Annotated in this window: 15 protein-coding genes; 9 read left to right on the top strand and 6 right to left on the bottom strand. The window is 62.8% G+C overall.

The genetic code is table 11. The features are described 5' to 3' along the window. The first annotated feature begins 22 nt into the window (after positions 1-22). The 7 genes from KI243_RS15440 to KI243_RS15410 all read left to right on the top strand — a co-directional run bounded on the left by KI243_RS15440 (position 23) and on the right by KI243_RS15410 (position 7878). Entirely contained in the window at positions 23-787 is a 765-nt protein-coding gene (locus tag KI243_RS15440) for a LuxR family transcriptional regulator (protein WP_017127289.1), read from the top strand. A 90-nt stretch (positions 788-877) separates the two neighbouring features. Beyond that, positions 878-1777: a proline iminopeptidase-family hydrolase gene (locus KI243_RS15435; RefSeq protein WP_178990162.1), complete on the top strand. Its 900-nt coding sequence runs from the start codon at positions 878-880 to the stop codon at positions 1775-1777. Positions 1778-1989: 212 nt separating this feature from the next. Further along, entirely contained in the window at positions 1990-3057 is a 1068-nt protein-coding gene (locus tag KI243_RS15430) for a phosphotransferase family protein (RefSeq protein WP_017127291.1), read from the top strand. 25 nt (positions 3058-3082) lie between these two features. Continuing rightward, positions 3083-3850 (top strand): SDR family oxidoreductase, encoded by a 768-nt coding sequence (locus KI243_RS15425; RefSeq protein ID WP_178990164.1) that lies wholly within the window; start codon positions 3083-3085, stop codon positions 3848-3850. A gap of 184 nt (positions 3851-4034) precedes the next feature. Then, a complete protein-coding gene (locus KI243_RS15420; RefSeq protein WP_017127293.1) occupies positions 4035-5150 on the top strand; it encodes a Gfo/Idh/MocA family oxidoreductase in 1116 nt (371 codons plus the stop codon). 113 nt (positions 5151-5263) lie between these two features. Then, positions 5264-5650: a DUF2946 domain-containing protein gene (locus KI243_RS15415; protein ID WP_017127294.1), complete on the top strand. Its 387-nt coding sequence runs from the start codon at positions 5264-5266 to the stop codon at positions 5648-5650. 95 nt (positions 5651-5745) lie between these two features. Continuing rightward, entirely contained in the window at positions 5746-7878 is a 2133-nt protein-coding gene (locus tag KI243_RS15410) for a TonB-dependent receptor (protein WP_017127295.1), read from the top strand. Between the two features lie 94 nt (positions 7879-7972). Here the strand turns inward: KI243_RS15410 and KI243_RS15405 are convergent, their stop codons facing one another. Both KI243_RS15405 and KI243_RS15400 read right to left on the bottom strand, forming a co-directional pair. Further along, complete coding sequence (locus KI243_RS15405; protein WP_017127296.1) at positions 7973-8989, bottom strand: ABC transporter substrate-binding protein; 1017 nt, start codon at positions 8987-8989, stop codon at positions 7973-7975. Positions 8990-9155: 166 nt separating this feature from the next. Next, positions 9156-9602, bottom strand: coding sequence for a hypothetical protein (locus KI243_RS15400; protein ID WP_042935967.1), 447 nt, complete (start codon positions 9600-9602; stop codon positions 9156-9158). A gap of 629 nt (positions 9603-10231) precedes the next feature. Here KI243_RS15400 and KI243_RS15395 point away from each other — a divergent pair. Together KI243_RS15395 and KI243_RS15390 are read left to right on the top strand one after the other, a co-directional pair. Then, on the top strand, positions 10232-10462 hold the full coding sequence (locus KI243_RS15395; RefSeq protein ID WP_017127298.1) for a hypothetical protein: 231 nt from the start codon (positions 10232-10234) through the stop codon (positions 10460-10462). Between the two features lie 79 nt (positions 10463-10541). Further along, positions 10542-10955 (top strand): hypothetical protein, encoded by a 414-nt coding sequence (locus KI243_RS15390; protein ID WP_017127299.1) that lies wholly within the window; start codon positions 10542-10544, stop codon positions 10953-10955. Between the two features lie 79 nt (positions 10956-11034). On the opposite strand, the gene KI243_RS15385 is transcribed toward KI243_RS15390, so the two are convergent. The 4 genes from KI243_RS15385 to KI243_RS15370 form a co-directional block, all read right to left on the bottom strand. After that, complete coding sequence (locus tag KI243_RS15385; RefSeq protein ID WP_017127300.1) at positions 11035-12660, bottom strand: methyl-accepting chemotaxis protein; 1626 nt, start codon at positions 12658-12660, stop codon at positions 11035-11037. A gap of 190 nt (positions 12661-12850) precedes the next feature. Continuing rightward, positions 12851-13255, bottom strand: coding sequence for a TraR/DksA family transcriptional regulator (locus KI243_RS15380; RefSeq protein WP_017127301.1), 405 nt, complete (start codon positions 13253-13255; stop codon positions 12851-12853). A gap of 442 nt (positions 13256-13697) precedes the next feature. Beyond that, positions 13698-14735, bottom strand: a complete 1038-nt coding sequence (locus KI243_RS15375) for an ABC transporter permease (protein ID WP_178990168.1) — start codon at positions 14733-14735, stop codon at positions 13698-13700. Between the two features lie 60 nt (positions 14736-14795). After that, complete coding sequence (locus KI243_RS15370; protein WP_017127303.1) at positions 14796-16367, bottom strand: sugar ABC transporter ATP-binding protein; 1572 nt, start codon at positions 16365-16367, stop codon at positions 14796-14798. Positions 16368-16380: the final 13 nt, after the last annotated feature.

Raw genomic sequence — 16380 nt, 5'->3', positions numbered from 1 at the left:
AATTTATTCAGGAGAGGAAAGGATGCAGGTCAAATTCTCTGAGGTCGATACCCGCCGCTTGTCCGGGAACAACATGGACGAGCTGATGGACAACGCGCTGATACTCGCGGGTCACCTGGGATTCGATGCCCTGGTGTACGACTACACACCGGTGCCGCTGGACCATGACGGCAGCATGATCACCCCATCCGTGCTCAAGGTCCGCAACACCCCGGCGGACTGGCACTCGCTTTGGTGCGAGCACGGCTTCTACCAGATAGACCCCGTGCAATACCTGGCGCTGGGCACCGTCGCGCCCTTTGTCTGGTCCTATCAGCCCAAGGCCGAAACCGCCCTGCAAAAGGTCATCGACCAGCGCCATTCCCCCGTGACCAGCTACCTGCACGACCGGCAGATGACCTGCGGCGTCAGCGTGCCGATCCACCTGCCGAAGGGTGGCTTCGCCTCGTTGACCGGGCTGCGTACGGGCAACGGTAAATATGTCCTAAAGGATGCGCGACAAACCCTTACGGATTTCAGCGTCATTTCCCACGCACTACAGGAAGCCGCCTACCCTTTATTCAGCCCTGAAATGCGCGTATATCCGCATATTCGCCTGACCCGGCGTGAGCGCGAATGCCTGCAATGGGCGGCCGAGGGCCTCACCGCCAAGGAAATCGCCGAGCACCTGCACCGTTCCCTGGCTACGGTGACCCTGCACCTGGCCTCCGCCATGCACAAGTTGGGGGCAAAAAACCGCGTGCAGGCGGTATTGCGGGCGGTGCACTACCGGTTGCTCGACAGCTGACCCGGCAAAAACCTATCAATTCACCTAGTTATGCCGGCGGAAAAGTTTCGCTATCGTGCCCTGAATCGTGCATTCAGGGAGTCTGAAGAAATGGAATTCAACGAAATACGCGAAGGCTTTGCGCACTTCGGCCCGTACCAGACCTGGTACCGTGTCACCGGCGACCTGGCCAACGGTCGTACGCCCCTGGTGATCCTCCACGGCGGCCCGGGCTGTACCCATGACTATGTCGACGCCTTCAAGGACATCGCCGCCAGCGGCCACGCAGTGGTCCACTACGACCAGCTGGGCAACGGCAAGTCGACCCACCTGCCCCACCAGGATCCGTCCTTCTGGACCGTCCAGCTGTTCCTCGATGAACTGGACAACCTGCTCGACCACCTGGGCATCCGCCAGCACTACGTACTGCTCGGTCAATCCTGGGGCGGCATGCTCGCCAGCGAACACGCGGTGCGCCAGCCGGCGGGACTCAAGGCGATGATCCTCGCCAACTCGCCGTCGTGCATGCGCACCTGGGTCAGCGAAGCCAATCGCCTGCGCGAGCAGTTGCCCGCGGCCGTCCAGCAGGCCCTGCTCAAGCACGAGCAGGCCGGCACCTACAACGACCCGAAATACGTCGAAGCGTCACGGGCGTTCTATGATCGCCATGTCTGCCGCATCACTCCCTGGCCGGATGAAGTGGCCCGCACCTTCGCCCAGGTCGATGCCGACCCCACCGTCTATCACACCATGAGCGGCCCGACCGAGTTCCACGTCATCGGCTCGCTGAAGGACTGGACCATCATCGACCGCCTGCACCTGGTGAAAGTCCCGACCCTGGTGATCTCCGGGCGCCATGACGAAGCCACCGAAGCGGTGGTCCGGCCCTATGTCGAGAAGATCGCCGGCGCGCGCTGGGCGCTGTTCGAAGACTCCAGCCACATGCCCCATGTCGAAGAGCGCCAGGCCTGCATGGGCACGGTTGTACAATTCCTCGACGAAAGCCTCTAGAGCGTACCTTCCCGCCCTGCCGCCGACAGAACTGCCCGGTCTGATCCAGACCGGGCTTTTTCGGCTACCCTGGATTTCTGCTCGCGCATCAGGAACGCTGATTATCCTGCAACACGCAGACCTATAAGGCCGGGTCTTGCTTGTGACCCTGCCGGGCGAGCATTAGATTAGCCAATAATCTCTGGCCTCCAGAATAAGCAGAAGGGATAAGCATGGCGCTTACTGACCAGTCCACCCGTATCCGGGCAGGCGAAGAACTCGATGCCGGCCTGATCGATCCGTACCTCAAGGCGCATATTCCAGGCCTCAGCGGCCTGCCGAGCATCAGCCAGTTCCCTGGCGGTGCCTCGAACCTGACCTACCTGATCCAGTACCCCGAGCAGGAGTTCGTCCTGCGGCGTCCGCCGTTCGGCCACAAGGCCAAGTCGGCCCACGACATGGGACGCGAATTCCGCATTCTCAACCAGCTCAAGGACGGATTTCCGTACTGTCCGAAAGCCTATGCCCATTGCACCGACGAGAGCGTGATCGGCGCCGAGTTCTATGTGATGGAACGGGTCAAGGGCATCATCCTGCGTTCCGACCTGCCGCCGGAGCTGGGCCTCGATGCCGCCCAGACCGAGACCCTGTGCAAGAGCTTTATCGATCGCCTGGTGGAACTGCACCGCGTCGACTACAACGCCTGCGGCCTGGCCGACCTGGGCAAGCCCGAGGGTTATGTCGCCCGGCAGATCCGCGGCTGGAGCGAACGTTATGAAAAGGCCCTGACCCCGGACGCCCCGAGCTGGGAAACGGTCAAGGCCTGGCTGAACGACAAGATGCCCGCCGACCATCCGACCTCGAGCATCGTTCACAACGACTATCGTTTCGACAACGTGATCCTCGACCCGCAGAACCCGATGCAGATCATCGGCGTGCTCGACTGGGAACTGACCACCCTCGGCAACCCGCTGATGGACCTGGGCAATACCCTCGCCTACTGGATCGAGGCCGGCGACCCGGCACCGGTGCAACTGATGCGCCGTCAGCCCAGCCATGCACCGGGCATGCTCAGCCGCCGCCAGTTCGTCGACTACTACGCCGAGCGCTCGGGCCTGTCGATCGACAACTTCGACTTCTACTACACCTACGGCCTGTTCCGCCTGGCCGGTATCGTGCAGCAGATCTACTACCGTTTCTTCCACGGCCAGACCCAGGACAAACGCTTTGCGCAGTTCATTCACATGAACAAGCTGCTGGAGCAGATGAGCCTGCAAGTCATCCATAAATCCAGCCTCTGACCGCGACCACAACAAGGGAAAAACCATGTCCAAGACTCAGTTGTTCGACCTCGACGGCAAGATTGCCTTTGTCTCCGGCGCCAGCCGTGGCATCGGTGAAGCCATCGCCCGGCTGCTGGCCCAGCAAGGCGCCCATGTGATTGTCTCGAGCCGCAAGCTCGACGGCTGCCAGCACGTCGCCGACGCGATCGTCGCCGACGGGGGCAAGGCCACCGCCATTGCCTGTCATATCGGCGAAATGGAGCAGATCACCCAGGTCTTCGCCGCCATCCGCGAGCAGTTCGGACGCCTGGACATCCTGGTCAACAACGCCGCCACCAACCCGCAGTTCTGCAACGTGCTGGACACCGACCTGAGCGCCTTCCAGAAGACCGTCGACGTGAATATCCGCGGTTATTTCTTCATGTCGGTGGAGGCCGGCAAGCTGATGCGTGACAACGGTGGCGGCAGCATCATCAACGTGGCCTCGATCAACGGCATTTCCCCCGGGGTGTTCCAGGGCATCTATTCGGTGACCAAGGCCGCCGTGATCAACATGACCAAGGTCTTCGCCAAGGAATGCGCGCAGTTCGGCATTCGTTGCAACGCCCTGCTGCCAGGCCTGACCGACACCAAGTTCGCCTCAGCCTTGGTCAAGAACGACGCGATCCTCAAGACCGCGTTGCAACAGATCCCGCTCAAGCGCGTGGCCGAGCCGAGCGAGATGGCCGGTGCGGTGCTGTACCTGGCCAGCGACGCATCGAGCTACACCACTGGCGTTTCGCTGAATGTGGACGGTGGTTTCCTGTCCTGAACCTTCCTGTCCTGAATCAGGCACATGCACATCGAGGCAGCCCACGGGCTGCCTTTTTTATTGGCGGGCCGATCCATGGGGACTGAGGTTTTTATGAGGTAAAAATGAGGTTTTATCGTTTGAGTCGCGTGAATTTTTATTCCATAAATAGCCCTCCAGACAATAACCATCAAAGGGCTTGGCAATGCGCGAACTCGGCGTAGGACTGATCGGTACCGGATTCATGGGACGCGCCCACGCGCTGGCCTTTCGTAATGTCAGCGCGGCCTTCGAACTGCCGGTGCGCCTGCGCCTGAGCACCCTCGCCGACGCCGATGCCCAGCGGGCCGTGTCCTGTGCCAGGGCCTGGGGCTTCGAACGCGGTCACGGCGACTGGCAGCGCCTGATCGACGACCCCGAGGTGCAACTGGTGGCGATCACCACCCCCAACCACCTGCACTTCCCCATGGCCATGGCCGCGCTGGCCGCGGGCAAGCCGGTGTATTGCGAAAAGCCCCTGGCGGTCAGCCTCGACCAGGCCAGCCAGATGCGCCAGGCCGCCCGCGATGCCGGTGTGGTGACGCGGGTCGGCTACAACTACCAGCACAACCCGATGATTGTCCTCGCACGAGAGATGATCCGCAGCGGTGAGCTGGGCGAGATCATCAGCCTCCAGGGCGAGTTTAGCGAAGACTTCATGGCCGATCCTGCCGCGCCCTGGTCCTGGCGCTGCGACCCGCAACACGCCGGTGGCGCACTGGCCGACCTCGGCAGCCACCTGTTGGCGCTGTCGCGTTATCTGTTGGGAGATATCACTGCCGTCTGTGCCGACAGCCAGACCGTCCACGCCCGGCGTCCGGCCAGTGCCGGCAGCGGCGAACAGCGCCTGATCGCCGTCGATGACCAGACCCACGCCCTGCTGCGCTTCGCCAATGGCGCCCGCGGCACCTTCAGCAGCAGCTGGCTCAAGCACGGCTACAAGAATCACCTGAGTGTCGAGATCAGCGGCACTCGCGGCACCCTGGCATTCGATCAGGAACGCCTGAACGAACTGCGCCTGTGTCGCGCCGGCCAGGGCGGTTTCCAGCGCCTGCTGGCCGGACCGAACCTGCCGGGCTATGCCGCGTTCAGCCCGGCGGCCGGGCATCAGTTGGGCTACAACGAGCTGAAGACCCTGGAAGTCCATGCCCTGGTCCAGGCGCTGGCAGGACAAGGTCAGCAAGGCCCCGACTTCGAAGAGGCCTGGCAGGTGGAAAGGCTGGCTGCGGCAATTCGTCTCGCCGCCCATGAAAGGCGCTGGGTGAATATCGACGAATTGTAGCCGGCCCGCCTGTGCCAGGCGGGTTTCAGCGGCTGCCGAAAGGGGAACAGGGGAACGGGCAAGTGCAGGCGTGGCTTTGTCACCGTTCGTCGGGCCTGATAGAGTCCGCCGCCATGAAACTCGCCCGTACCGATCGCTCACTCATTGCCTGGATGCTTTATTGCTGCGTCCTGTTCAATGTGTTCGCCTGCAGCATCGGTCACGGACAGATGGTCGGCCAGCAGCTCAATGGCATCGGCGGCCAGTTCTGCTCCATCGACCCGCGCACCCAGGCGCCGCTCTCCGGCAGTTCCACCGATGAGCAGTTGCCGACCCTGGCCAAGGCCTTCGGCTGCCCGCTGTGCTCCAGCGGCGGCATGGGACCGGCGCTCAACTCCAGCCTGACCCTGGCGATTCTCCCGGAACAGCACAGCCCGCCCCTGACCCGGGTCGCCAACGAGCAGATTCCCACCCGTTTCACCTGGCCCTCGGCCAATCCGCGCGCGCCACCGCTCGCCTGAGTCATTCCGCCTGTCCCGATCAGCCCACCCGCCCGACGCCCAACCGTGTCGTATCGGCGTGCGCTGGATATTCGCCATGACTTCAGGATTGCACCATGAACCATCTCTCCCTGCTCGCGGGCCTGCTCGGCTGCCTGTCCGCCACGGCCTCGGCGCAAGATGCGCTTGAGCTCGCTCCCGTCACCATCGAAGGCGAACACCTCGCCGACCCCGGCCTGGACCTCGATGCTCCACTCGGCACCGGCTCGCGCCTGGGCCTGAGCCTGCGGGAAACCCCGGCCTCGGTCAGCGTCGCCAACCGCGACAGCATCGAACGCCACGGCGCCCGCAACTTCCAGGACGCGGCCAACAGCCTGCCGGGGGTCAACGCCAGTGCCCCGCTCGGCTTCGGCGGCTTTGTTTCCTACCGGGGTTTTACCAGCGGCCAGGTCAGCCAGATGTTCAACGGCATCGTGGTCCCGACCGGCCTGGCGCGGCCGGTGGATGCCTGGATCTATGACCGGGTGGAACTGGTCGGCGGCCCCTCTTCGCTGCTCAATGGCGCCGGCTCCGTCGGCGGCTCGCTGAACTACATCACCAAGCTGGCCGACCGCCAGGAACAGGCCGCCGAGGGGCGGATCAGCTATGGCAGCAACGATACGAGTGAAACGTCCTTCGGCTTCAACCATGCCCTGAACGCTCCGGGCGCGGACGTGCAGCACTATGCCCGGCTGGATGTCAGCCACAACGCCAGCAACGGCTATATCGACCGCAACCAGCGCGATGCCTGGAGCGCGGCGTTTTCCCTGCTCAGCGACCTCACGCCGGACCTTTCCCATACCCTGGCCCTGGAGTACCAGGACGAAGTGGTCGACAGCCCGTACTGGGGCACACCGGTGCTCAATCCCAAGGTCGGCGAGCTGAAGATCGACAACCACAACCGCTTCAACAATTACAACGTCGCCGACGGCCAGTACGTGCAACGCACACGCTGGCTGCGCTCGATCATCGACTACCGCATCAATGACAGCACCAGCCTGCACAACACCCTCTATCACCTGGATACCGAGCGCGATTACCGCGATCTGGAAACCTACCAGTACAACGCCGGCAATACCGCGGTAAACCGCTCCACCGCCTACCTGGTGCGCCATTCCGGCACGCAGGATGGCAACCAGTTCGAGGTGCGTCACCAGTCCACCCTGCTGGGCCTGGACAGCCGCTGGGCCGGCGGCTTCGAGTACCGGGTCAACAGCACCACCAACCACCCCCTCAACGTCACGGGAGCGAGCACGGTGGACCCGGACAACTTCGATCCCGGGCATTTCTATGACATCCCCGGTACCCGCCCGGGCTTTGTCAGCGACAAGACCAACGAAGTCACCACCCGCGCCCTGTTCGTCGAAAACCAGCTGATGCTGACCGACAAGCTGGCCCTGCTGACGGGGCTGCGCTACGACGCGATCGACCTGGACGTGACCAATCATCGCCAGGTGACCGCGAGCAACCCGCGCCACCTCAAGCGCAGCTGGGAACCGATCACCGGGCGGGCCGGCCTGACCTGGCAGTTCATCCCCTCGGCCAATGTCTACGCGCAGTACAGCACCGCCGCCGAGCAGCCCAGCGGCACGCAGAACTTCGAGGTGTCCACTGGCAAGCAATGGGAGGTGGGCAGCAAGTTCAATTATCTGCAGGGGCGCGGCTCGGCCACCGTCGCCGCCTACCGGATCGAGCGCAAGGACTTCGCCATCACCGACCCGCTGGATCCGACCAACACCCTGCCAGTGGGACAGCAATCCTCGAAGGGCATCGAGTTGGCCAGTTCGCTGAAGATCACGTCGAAGCTGCTGGCCGAAGGCAACTTCGCCTGGGTCGATGCGCAATACGATGAGTTCAACGAGAAGAACGCCGCCGGGGTCGTGGTCTCACGCAAGGGCAATACGCCCACCAACGTGCCGGCGCGGGTCGCCAACCTGTGGCTGACCTATGATTTCGATCCGCGCTGGCAAGGTGGCGTCGATGCCCGTTACGTCGCCTCGGTGTATGCCGACAGCGCCAACACCCAGTGGGTCCCGGCGTACACCCTGTATGGCACGTTCCTGAGCTACAAGGTCGATAGCCACACCTCGGTGACCGGCCGGGTACGCAACCTGACCAACCAGACCTACGCCGAGTTCGCCCACGTCTCCCCGGCGTATTACCTGGGGGCGCCAAGGACCTTCGAGCTGGCGGTGCAGACGCGGTTCTGAATCACGGACGCTGATCGTTCCCCAGCTCTGCGTCACAAGAGTGGACGCGGAGCGTCCCGGGAGGCGTTTCTACGCAGAGCATGGGAACGCTCGCTTACTGCAAACTGCTACTGACCTTGTCGGCCACATCCTTGGGCACCCAGGCCTGCCAGACCTGCGGATGCTCCTTGAGAAAGGTCCGGGCCACCTGGGCGGGCGGTTGGCGCTCGTCACTCATCTTTGCCAGCGCCTGGTTGAGGAGATCGATCGGCAGGTCGACCTTGGCAAAGAATGCCACCACTTGCGGATGCTGCGCCTTGAACGGCGTCGATACGCCAATACTCAGCTTCGAAGCCAGGGAACGGGTCGGCTGGGGATTGGGGTTGTCGGCATCGGTCAGGGTCTTCCAGGCCTCGGCGTCAAACGCCGGCTCCTGCAACTGCACCAGCTTGAACTTGCCCAGCAACGGCGTCGGCGACCAGTAATAGAACAGGATCGGCTTGCCACGACGAATCGACGAGGTGATCTCGGCATCCAGCGCCGCGCCGGAACCGCTGCGAAAGTTCACATAGCTGTCGCTCAGGCCATAGGCCTTGAGCTTCTGCTTGTTGACGATCTCGGAGGTCCAGCCGATCGGGCTGTTGAGGAAACGCCCCTTGTCAGGCGACTCGGGATCCTGGAACACGTCCTTGTAGCGCTTGAGGTCTGCGACACTGCGCAGGTCCGGCGCCAGGGGCTTGATCCCCCGCGCGGGATCGCCCTTGATCACATACTCCGGCACCCACCAGCCCTCGGTGGCGCCCTTGACGGTATCGCCCACCGCCATCACTTCGCCTGCCGCCTCGGCCTTGACCCAGACAGGGCTACGCCCGGCCCACTCCTCGCCGATCACCTGGATGTCGTTTTTCGCCAGGGCGGTCTCCAGGGTCACGGTGGTGCCCGGCAGCATATCCGTCGGCAACCCATAGCCGTTCTCGACGATATAGCGCAGCAGTTCGGTAATCAGGCTGCCGCTTTCCCAGTTCAAGTCGGCAAAATGGATCGGCGACGGCGCGGCCTGGGCCGGCAGCGGCGCGATAGTGACGCAGAATACAGCCAGGGCGCCGGCCAGCCGCGCGCGAAATCCTTTCATGGGTCTACCTCAGTCGCTGGATACCTTTCGACGGAGAGCCGAAAGTCTCTGAATAATCAGTCAACAGACTTTAGTAGAGGTTCCAGGCTCGGCGAGTGATGATTTATTCCACGCCCCGCGTATGAAGTTACTGCAACTCTAGCAGGACCCTGCCGACACTCATGACTTACTCGCTGGCCTTGAAGGTCAACTCGCCCTTGCGCCACTTCGCGGCCTTCTTGGTCACATCCTTGAGGGTCTTGGTCAGGCCTTCCTGCAACTGTTCGTGGGCGGCGAAGACCATGACGACGGTATGGCCTTCCTTGAACAGGATCGCGTGCCCCAGTTCCGTGGTGACATAGGCATAGTCGCCCAGGCCATAGACCGTCAGCTTGATTTCACGAAACTTGATATCGAACTTCCCGCCTTCGCGGCTGGGCAATACCGCCGCCCGGAAGTGGTCGCCGACTTTCAGTTCAAGACGCTGCTTGTCATCGACGACCAATGCGGCTTCGGTGTCGATTTCGGCGATATAGATGCCTTCGGCGGTTTGTTCGGTGATGTAGACAAAACGTGATTGGAACTGCTTGACCAGTTTGGCCCGCAGATCGCCCAGTACAAACAACGCATGCATATCGAGATTGCTGACTGCCAACGAAAAACCCTCAAACCCAAAAATGAAGCCGCCCCGCCAGGGACCGGGCAGCACAAGACATTCGGCGACTGCCGACGATGACTCACTGAAAACCCTGATGACTGCAAGCCGGCCTCGCGCAGACGCCTCGGGGGAACACAGGAAGACTAAAGGATCCAAAACCCCATGACTTCTGCGAACAATCACCAGAGCGTGAAGGAAAACACCGTGTATCACTGACTCCAGGAAGTGAGACAGGGAAGTTACGGGGAACCCCTTCCTGAAAAAGCGTAGTTTCCGACGTGCAAGTTGAAAAAACACCCCGAATGAAACAAATGCCGGGGCACTGGCCGATTCTAGAACACGTCGGCCCGTCACGGCTAATCAAACCACCGCCATCGGGTATCAGACAAGACAAAAAGTACTGATCGCTGTCGGGTTTGGCCTTTACCCGCTCAAGTTGCGGGGAAGAAACCCGGCCTTGCCGGCCCTTCACGGCGTGACCTGTCGATGACAGCCCGTCCGGCGGCAACAACTGCCATACTGCGCGCACAACACGAACGACTTCCGTTCACGCGCGCGCACCGCACGTTTTTAGCAGCAGAACCACCTCCAAGGGAAGGCCATACGTGACGGAATTTGATATCGGCGAGTTTTTCATCCGGGGCGAAGCCAGAGAGATCGAAGGCGAGTTCCAGGCAGTCATCGTCATGCGGGCCAAGCCGCCACTGACCACCCTCACCCACCATCAGGTCGAAAAGGATCGCTGGTTCAAGACCTCCGAACTGGCCGCCAGCGCTGCCAGGGAGGCCGCCAGGGCATTGAAGGCCGCTGTCGATGGCGGCGCGCTGAACAACTGAGCATCGCGCCAGGGACACGGCTCAAGGATAAGGTAACGGCGCCGATACACTGGCAAGAATTCATTCAAGGCCATCGACCATGATCAACCTGAATTCACTCTCGGTGCCAATGCCCGCGCTGACCAGCCGAAGTGATGAGACCGATGCTTCGGATAGCGCCCTTTCCATCCGCACCCTGCTGGGTGAAGATCCGGACAGCGACTCCAGCCCATCGCTGGTCGGCCAGAGCATGGCCGGCAACGAACTGGCGGCGAAGAACCGCATCAAGCAGCTCAAGAGACAACTCGAGCAATTGCAGCAGAAACTGCGCATGGCCAATGCCCGCCTGGCCGCGATCAAGAATGGTCGTTATCGCAGCGAGGCGGCACGCAATGCGGCAGCCTTGCCGGCCCGTGCCGAGGTCATGGCCCTCAACAGCGCATTGAGCAGCACCAGCACCGCCCTGTTCATGGCGGAAAAAATCCTTTCCGGGATCGTCAACATTACCGCCTGAAGCCCACCTGGGGCACTGCGCCTGGCCCGTAACGCCGGCGCCCGGTCCAATGCCTGATCCAATGCCCGGACGCCGCCCATCAGCGCCGGCGTGCGCCCTGGGGTGCGCTTTCCGGCTTGTAGCCCAGGCGCAGGCCACCCCAGTGCCGGCCCTTGACCATGATCGGCACCGACAGGTCATGCATCAGTTCGCCGGTATCGCGGGTATAGGTCTGCAACAGCACCGGTTGCTGGTGGCTGCCACAGCGAATGCCGGTGCGGTCATCGAACTTGCGCTTGGTGCGGTTCTGCAGGGTGTCCTTCGCCACATCACCCGTCAACGGCTGGGAAAACGCCTGGTTGTGGGTGGGCACGTACCCCTGGGGCGTGCAGGCAATGGCAAACACCAGGCCCTCGTGACGGCTCAGCAGCGGCTCCTGGATCGCCGGCAGCACCTGGTCGGTGTAGCGGTCGAAGCGGGTCTGGAATTTCGGCGGCGAGGTGTTGGCGATCGCCTGATAGTTGCGGTCGAACAGATCGTCGAGACTGACCCGGTTCTGTTCGATATCCGCCTCGAAGCGCGCGGCGATCTGCCCGGCGCCTTCGCGAGCCAGGTCATAGACACGCTGGTGATAGTCGTCCAGGCCGACTTCGGCCAGGCGCTCGCTGATGGTTTCCGCCTGCCCTTCCATCTGCACGGCCGCTTCGGCGAGGCTGCGGGTCTGCTGGTCGCTGACCGCCAGGTCGCTGCGCATCTGCTCCACCGCGGTAAACAGGCTGCCCAGTTGCTCGCGATTGTTCTGCGCGCCACGGGCGATTTCGCTGACCTGGCTTTCGACACCGGCCGCCAGGCGGGCAATATTTTCCAGGTGCTGGCCGGTATGTTCGACCTGCTCGACGCCGCCGTCGAGGTCCATGGACAGTTGCCGGATCTGCTCCACCACCTGGGCGGTGCGTTGCTGGATATCGGCGACCATCACCCCGACCTCGTCGGTGGCTGTCGCGGTACGGCCGGCCAGGCCACGGACCTCATCGGCGACCACGGCAAAGCCACGGCCATGTTCCCCGGCGCGCGCGGCCTCGATGGCGGCATTGAGTGCCAGCAGGTTGGTCTGGCTGGCGATCGCCTGGATCACCAGGGTCACTCGCTGGATTTCCTCGCTGCGCAGGCTCAGGGCTTCGATCAGCTCCCGGCTGGCGCTGGCGCGCTGGCTGAGCTGGTGCATGCGGCTGATCGACTCCGACAGCACCGCGTGACCTTCGGCACTGCTCTGGCGCGCTTCGCTGGCAGAGCCGAGCGCTTGCTGGCTGAGCAGCGAAGTGGCTTGTTCGGTGTCGATCATCACTTCGGCGCTGCTGACGATCTGCGCCGCGGCGCCGAGTTGCGACTGCAGCTTGCCGGCCAGTTGCTTGACCGCAAAGGCCACCCCGGCGGCGGACAAGGCGTTATGACTGGTCGCGTAGGACAGATCCCGGGTCAGCTCGCTCAACGCGCTGTTGTCGGGGCCGGCGGCAACCGGCGCCTGGCGCACCTTGAACCGTGGCAGCCAGACCAGCAGCAGCGCCAGCGGCAGGCAGGCGACCAGGGGCCAGCCGGCATAGCTCATGGCCGCCAGCAGCAACGCCAGCCCGACACTTTGTATCAGCGGTATCAACCAACGCGAGGGGGACTGCGACTGCGCTTCCGATTGCGCCGAGACCCCGGACAGAATTCCTTCTCCAGACATGTGCGTTACCCACTTTCAGCTTCTAGTTGTTTTCCTGCATTAAACGCCACTACAAGGCCATTAGCCATGGTCCGTTAGTTGTAATCGGCAGGAGATCGAGAAGGCCGGGGGCACACGGGGGGGATATCAGGAGAGGTTCAACGATCGGCCCCACGCGGGGCGTGGGACCGATCCATCGACAAGGGCAGGATCAGGCCTGGCGCTGGTGCTTGTCGATCTGCTCGTGGCGCTCTTGGGCTTCGATGCAGTACTTGGTGGTCGGGCTGATCAACAGGCGCTTGAGGCCGATCGGATCGCCACTGTCGTCACACCAGCCGAAGGAGTCTTCGCGAATGCGGTCCAGGGCCTGTTCCAGTTGCGGCAGCATGCGCTGGTCGCGGTCAATCGCATTCACCAGCCAGGTGCGCTCTTCTTCAACGGACGCGGCGTCGGCCGGGTCTGCCGGAGTATCGAGGCTTTCGATGGCAATACGGTTCTGCTCGATACGCTCGTGGGTTTCGACTTTCATTGCCTGCAGCAGCTCGGTGAAGAAAGCCAGTTGCTCGGCGTTCATGTAGTCGTCCGCCGGCATGGCCAGCAACTTTTCCTTTGTCATTGATTTCTCTATAGAAAATACGTGCATTAAGGCGAATTAGGGAGCGTCCTGCACACCTGAGGGGATGCACAGAAAGGCGCCGTCCATTCCAAGCGCCACCCGGCACTCAATTTACGAGGGGCGGCAGTCTAAGGCCGAGTTATCGAGTCAGCAACTGAAATGACAGCAAAATCGTCCGATAGCCCCGGGCAAGCGCCCTGGCGCCCTTCCCATGGGCGCGTATCGGAGTGTGTTTATAACAAGAAATTCCGTTCTGTGCCCGCATTCAGGGGACAAACGGCAAAACCGGAGGGAATGGGACCGTCCGCAACGCCATATTGAGCCTTGTGGGAGGGGGCTTGCCCCCGAAGCTTTCGGAGGCCTCTCGGGCCCCTTCGTGGGCAAGCCCACTCCCACAAGGTCGCCTCTCCCGCCCCCTCTCCCCCAACCTCTCCTTGAGGACTCAGCGCTTGAGCTTGCGCTTGTTGCGGTATTGGTCGATGACCACGGCGATGACGATGATCAGGCCCTTGATGATGTCCTGGATATAGGCATCGACCCCGACAAAGGTAAAACCGCTGGCCATGACCCCGAGGATCAGTGCACCGATCACCGTGCCGGTAATGCGCCCGACCCCGCCGGCCAGGCTGGTGCCGCCGATGACCGCCGCCGCGATCGCGTCCAGCTCATAGGACATGCCCATCCCCGCCTGCCCGGTCGCCGCCCGCGCCGAAGCCACCACGCCGGCCAGCCCGGCGAGCAGCCCGGCAATGCTGTAGACGATCACCAAGTGACGCTTGACGTTGATCCCCGAGGTGCGGGCCGCCTGCATGTTGCCACCGATGGCGTAGGTGTACTTGCCGTACTTGGTGTAGCGCAGGGCGACATGGAAGATCACCGCCACCACCAGGAAGATGATCACCGGCATCGCCCCGTGACCGATCGCCGTGTAGGAGTCCGAGAGCATGCTCACCGGCTGCCCTTCGGTGTAGTAGCGAGCCAGGCCACGGGCCGAGACCATCATGCCGAGGGTCGCGATAAAGGGCGGGATCCCGGTCACGGCGATGATGCTGCCGTTGATCGCCCCCGCCAGCAGCCCGACCCCCAGCCCGGCCACCACCGGTATCCACACCGGCAGGTCGGTCAGCGAAGGAAACACCGCCCGGGAAAAGTCCGAGGTCTGCGCCAGGCTGGCGGCAATCATCGCCGACAACGCCAGCACCGAGCCGGACGACAGGTCGATGCCAGTGGTGATGATGACCTGGGTCACGCCGATGGCCAGCAGGCCGATCACCGACACTTGCAGGATCATCAGCACCAGGCGCTGGGAATTCATCAGGAAGCTCTGGTCGCGAACGATCCAGCCGAACAGCTCGAAGACCAGGCCGATACCGATCAGCACCAGGAAGATGCTCAATTCGGTCGGCAACCGTCGACGATGCTTGATCGGTGCCAGGGCGGGCTTGTTGTCCGCCGGTTTGTTTTCCAGGACTGCACTCATGACCGCTTATCCTCTCTTGCCACCGACAGGCGCCGGCACGCGGCGCCCGCCTTGATATAGTCAGTGAACCGCCGGGATCCCCGACGCCAGTTGCATCACGCGCTCCGACGTGGCCTCGCCGCGGTCCAGGGTGCCCATCAGGTCGCCTTCGTGCATGACCATCACCCGGTCGCTCATGCCCAGCACTTCCGGCAGTTCCGAAGAAATCATGATCACCGCCATGCCTTCGCTGGCGAGGTAGGCGATCAGGCGATAGATCTCGGCCTTGGCCCCGACATCGATGCCACGGGTCGGCTCATCGAGGATCAGCAGCCGCGGGTTGGTCATCAGCCAGCGGGCGAGCAAGGCCTTCTGCTGGTTGCCGCCGGATAGGGTATCGATGCACTGCTCCAGGGACGGGGTCTTGACCCGCAGCTTCTTGCACATGTCCTCGCACAGGGCGCGCAGGGCCTTCTGCTGGATGAAACCGTTGCCGACGTAGTGCGGCAGCACGGCCATTTCCATGTTCTCCAGTACCGACAGGCAGGGAAACAGGCCGCTGAGCTTGCGGTCCTCGGTCAACAGCGCAAAGCCCTTCTCGATCGCCAGGTGCGGATCGCTGACCCGCAGCGGCTTGCCGTCCAGGCGGATCTCGCCGCCGCTGGCCGGGGTGATGCCGAACAGGGTTTCCGCGACATTGGTCCGTCCCGAGCCCATGAGCCCGGCGATCCCGAGGATTTCCCCGGCATGCAGGTCGAACGACACGCCCTGGAAGACCCCGTCCAGGCGCAGGTCCCGCACCGACAGCAGCAAGTCGCCGATGGGCTTCTCGCGAACCGGGAACAGCTGGTTCAACTCACGCCCGACCATCATCGAGATCAGGCTGTCGCCATCCATGCTGTCGGCCCGTTGCAGGCCGATGTACTGGCCGTCGCGAAACACCGCGACTTCATCGGCGATGCTGAAGACTTCGTTCATCTTGTGGGTGATATAGACGATGCCCTTACCCTGGGCCTTGAGGTCGGCGATGATCGAGAACAGGTGCGCGACCTCCTTCTCGGTGATGGCCGAGGTGGGCTCATCCATGATCAGCACATCCGAATCGTAGGACACCGCCTTGGCGATCTCGACCATCTGCCGTTCGGCGATACTCAGGTTGCCCACCAGTTCCTCGGGGTGGAGGTTGATTCGCAAGCGTTCGAGCAGCCGCGCAGTGCAACGGTGCATCTCGCGGTGATCGATCATGTGGAAACCGTTGAGCTGCTCGCGACCGATCCAGATGTTCTCGGCGATGCTCATGTGCGGCATCAGGTTGAGTTCCTGGTGGATCATCGCAATTCCCGACTGCAACGCCGCCAGGGGGCTGTCGAAGGTCACCGGCTTGCCCCGCAGGCGGAGCTCGCCGGCGTCCGGCTGGTAGATGCCGGCGATGATCTTCATCAGGGTCGATTTGCCGGCGCCGTTCTCGCCCATCAGCGCCAGGACCGAGCCCGGACGGACCCGCAGTTGTACATTGGACAGGGCAATCACACCGGGAAAGCCCTTGCTGACGTTGACCACTTCCAGCAGGTAGGGCGAGTCGGCAAGGCGCGTGTCGACGGAGGACGCAAGGGACGCCTGTGGCGTGGACGCAGCAGTCGCGCTGGCGAGCATGGTCGGGTACTCC

Source organism: Pseudomonas sp. Ost2 (genome assembly GCF_018326065.1).
GTDB lineage: Bacteria > Pseudomonadota > Gammaproteobacteria > Pseudomonadales > Pseudomonadaceae > Aquipseudomonas > Aquipseudomonas gingeri.
This window is presented reverse-complemented; position numbering and strand designations above follow the sequence as displayed.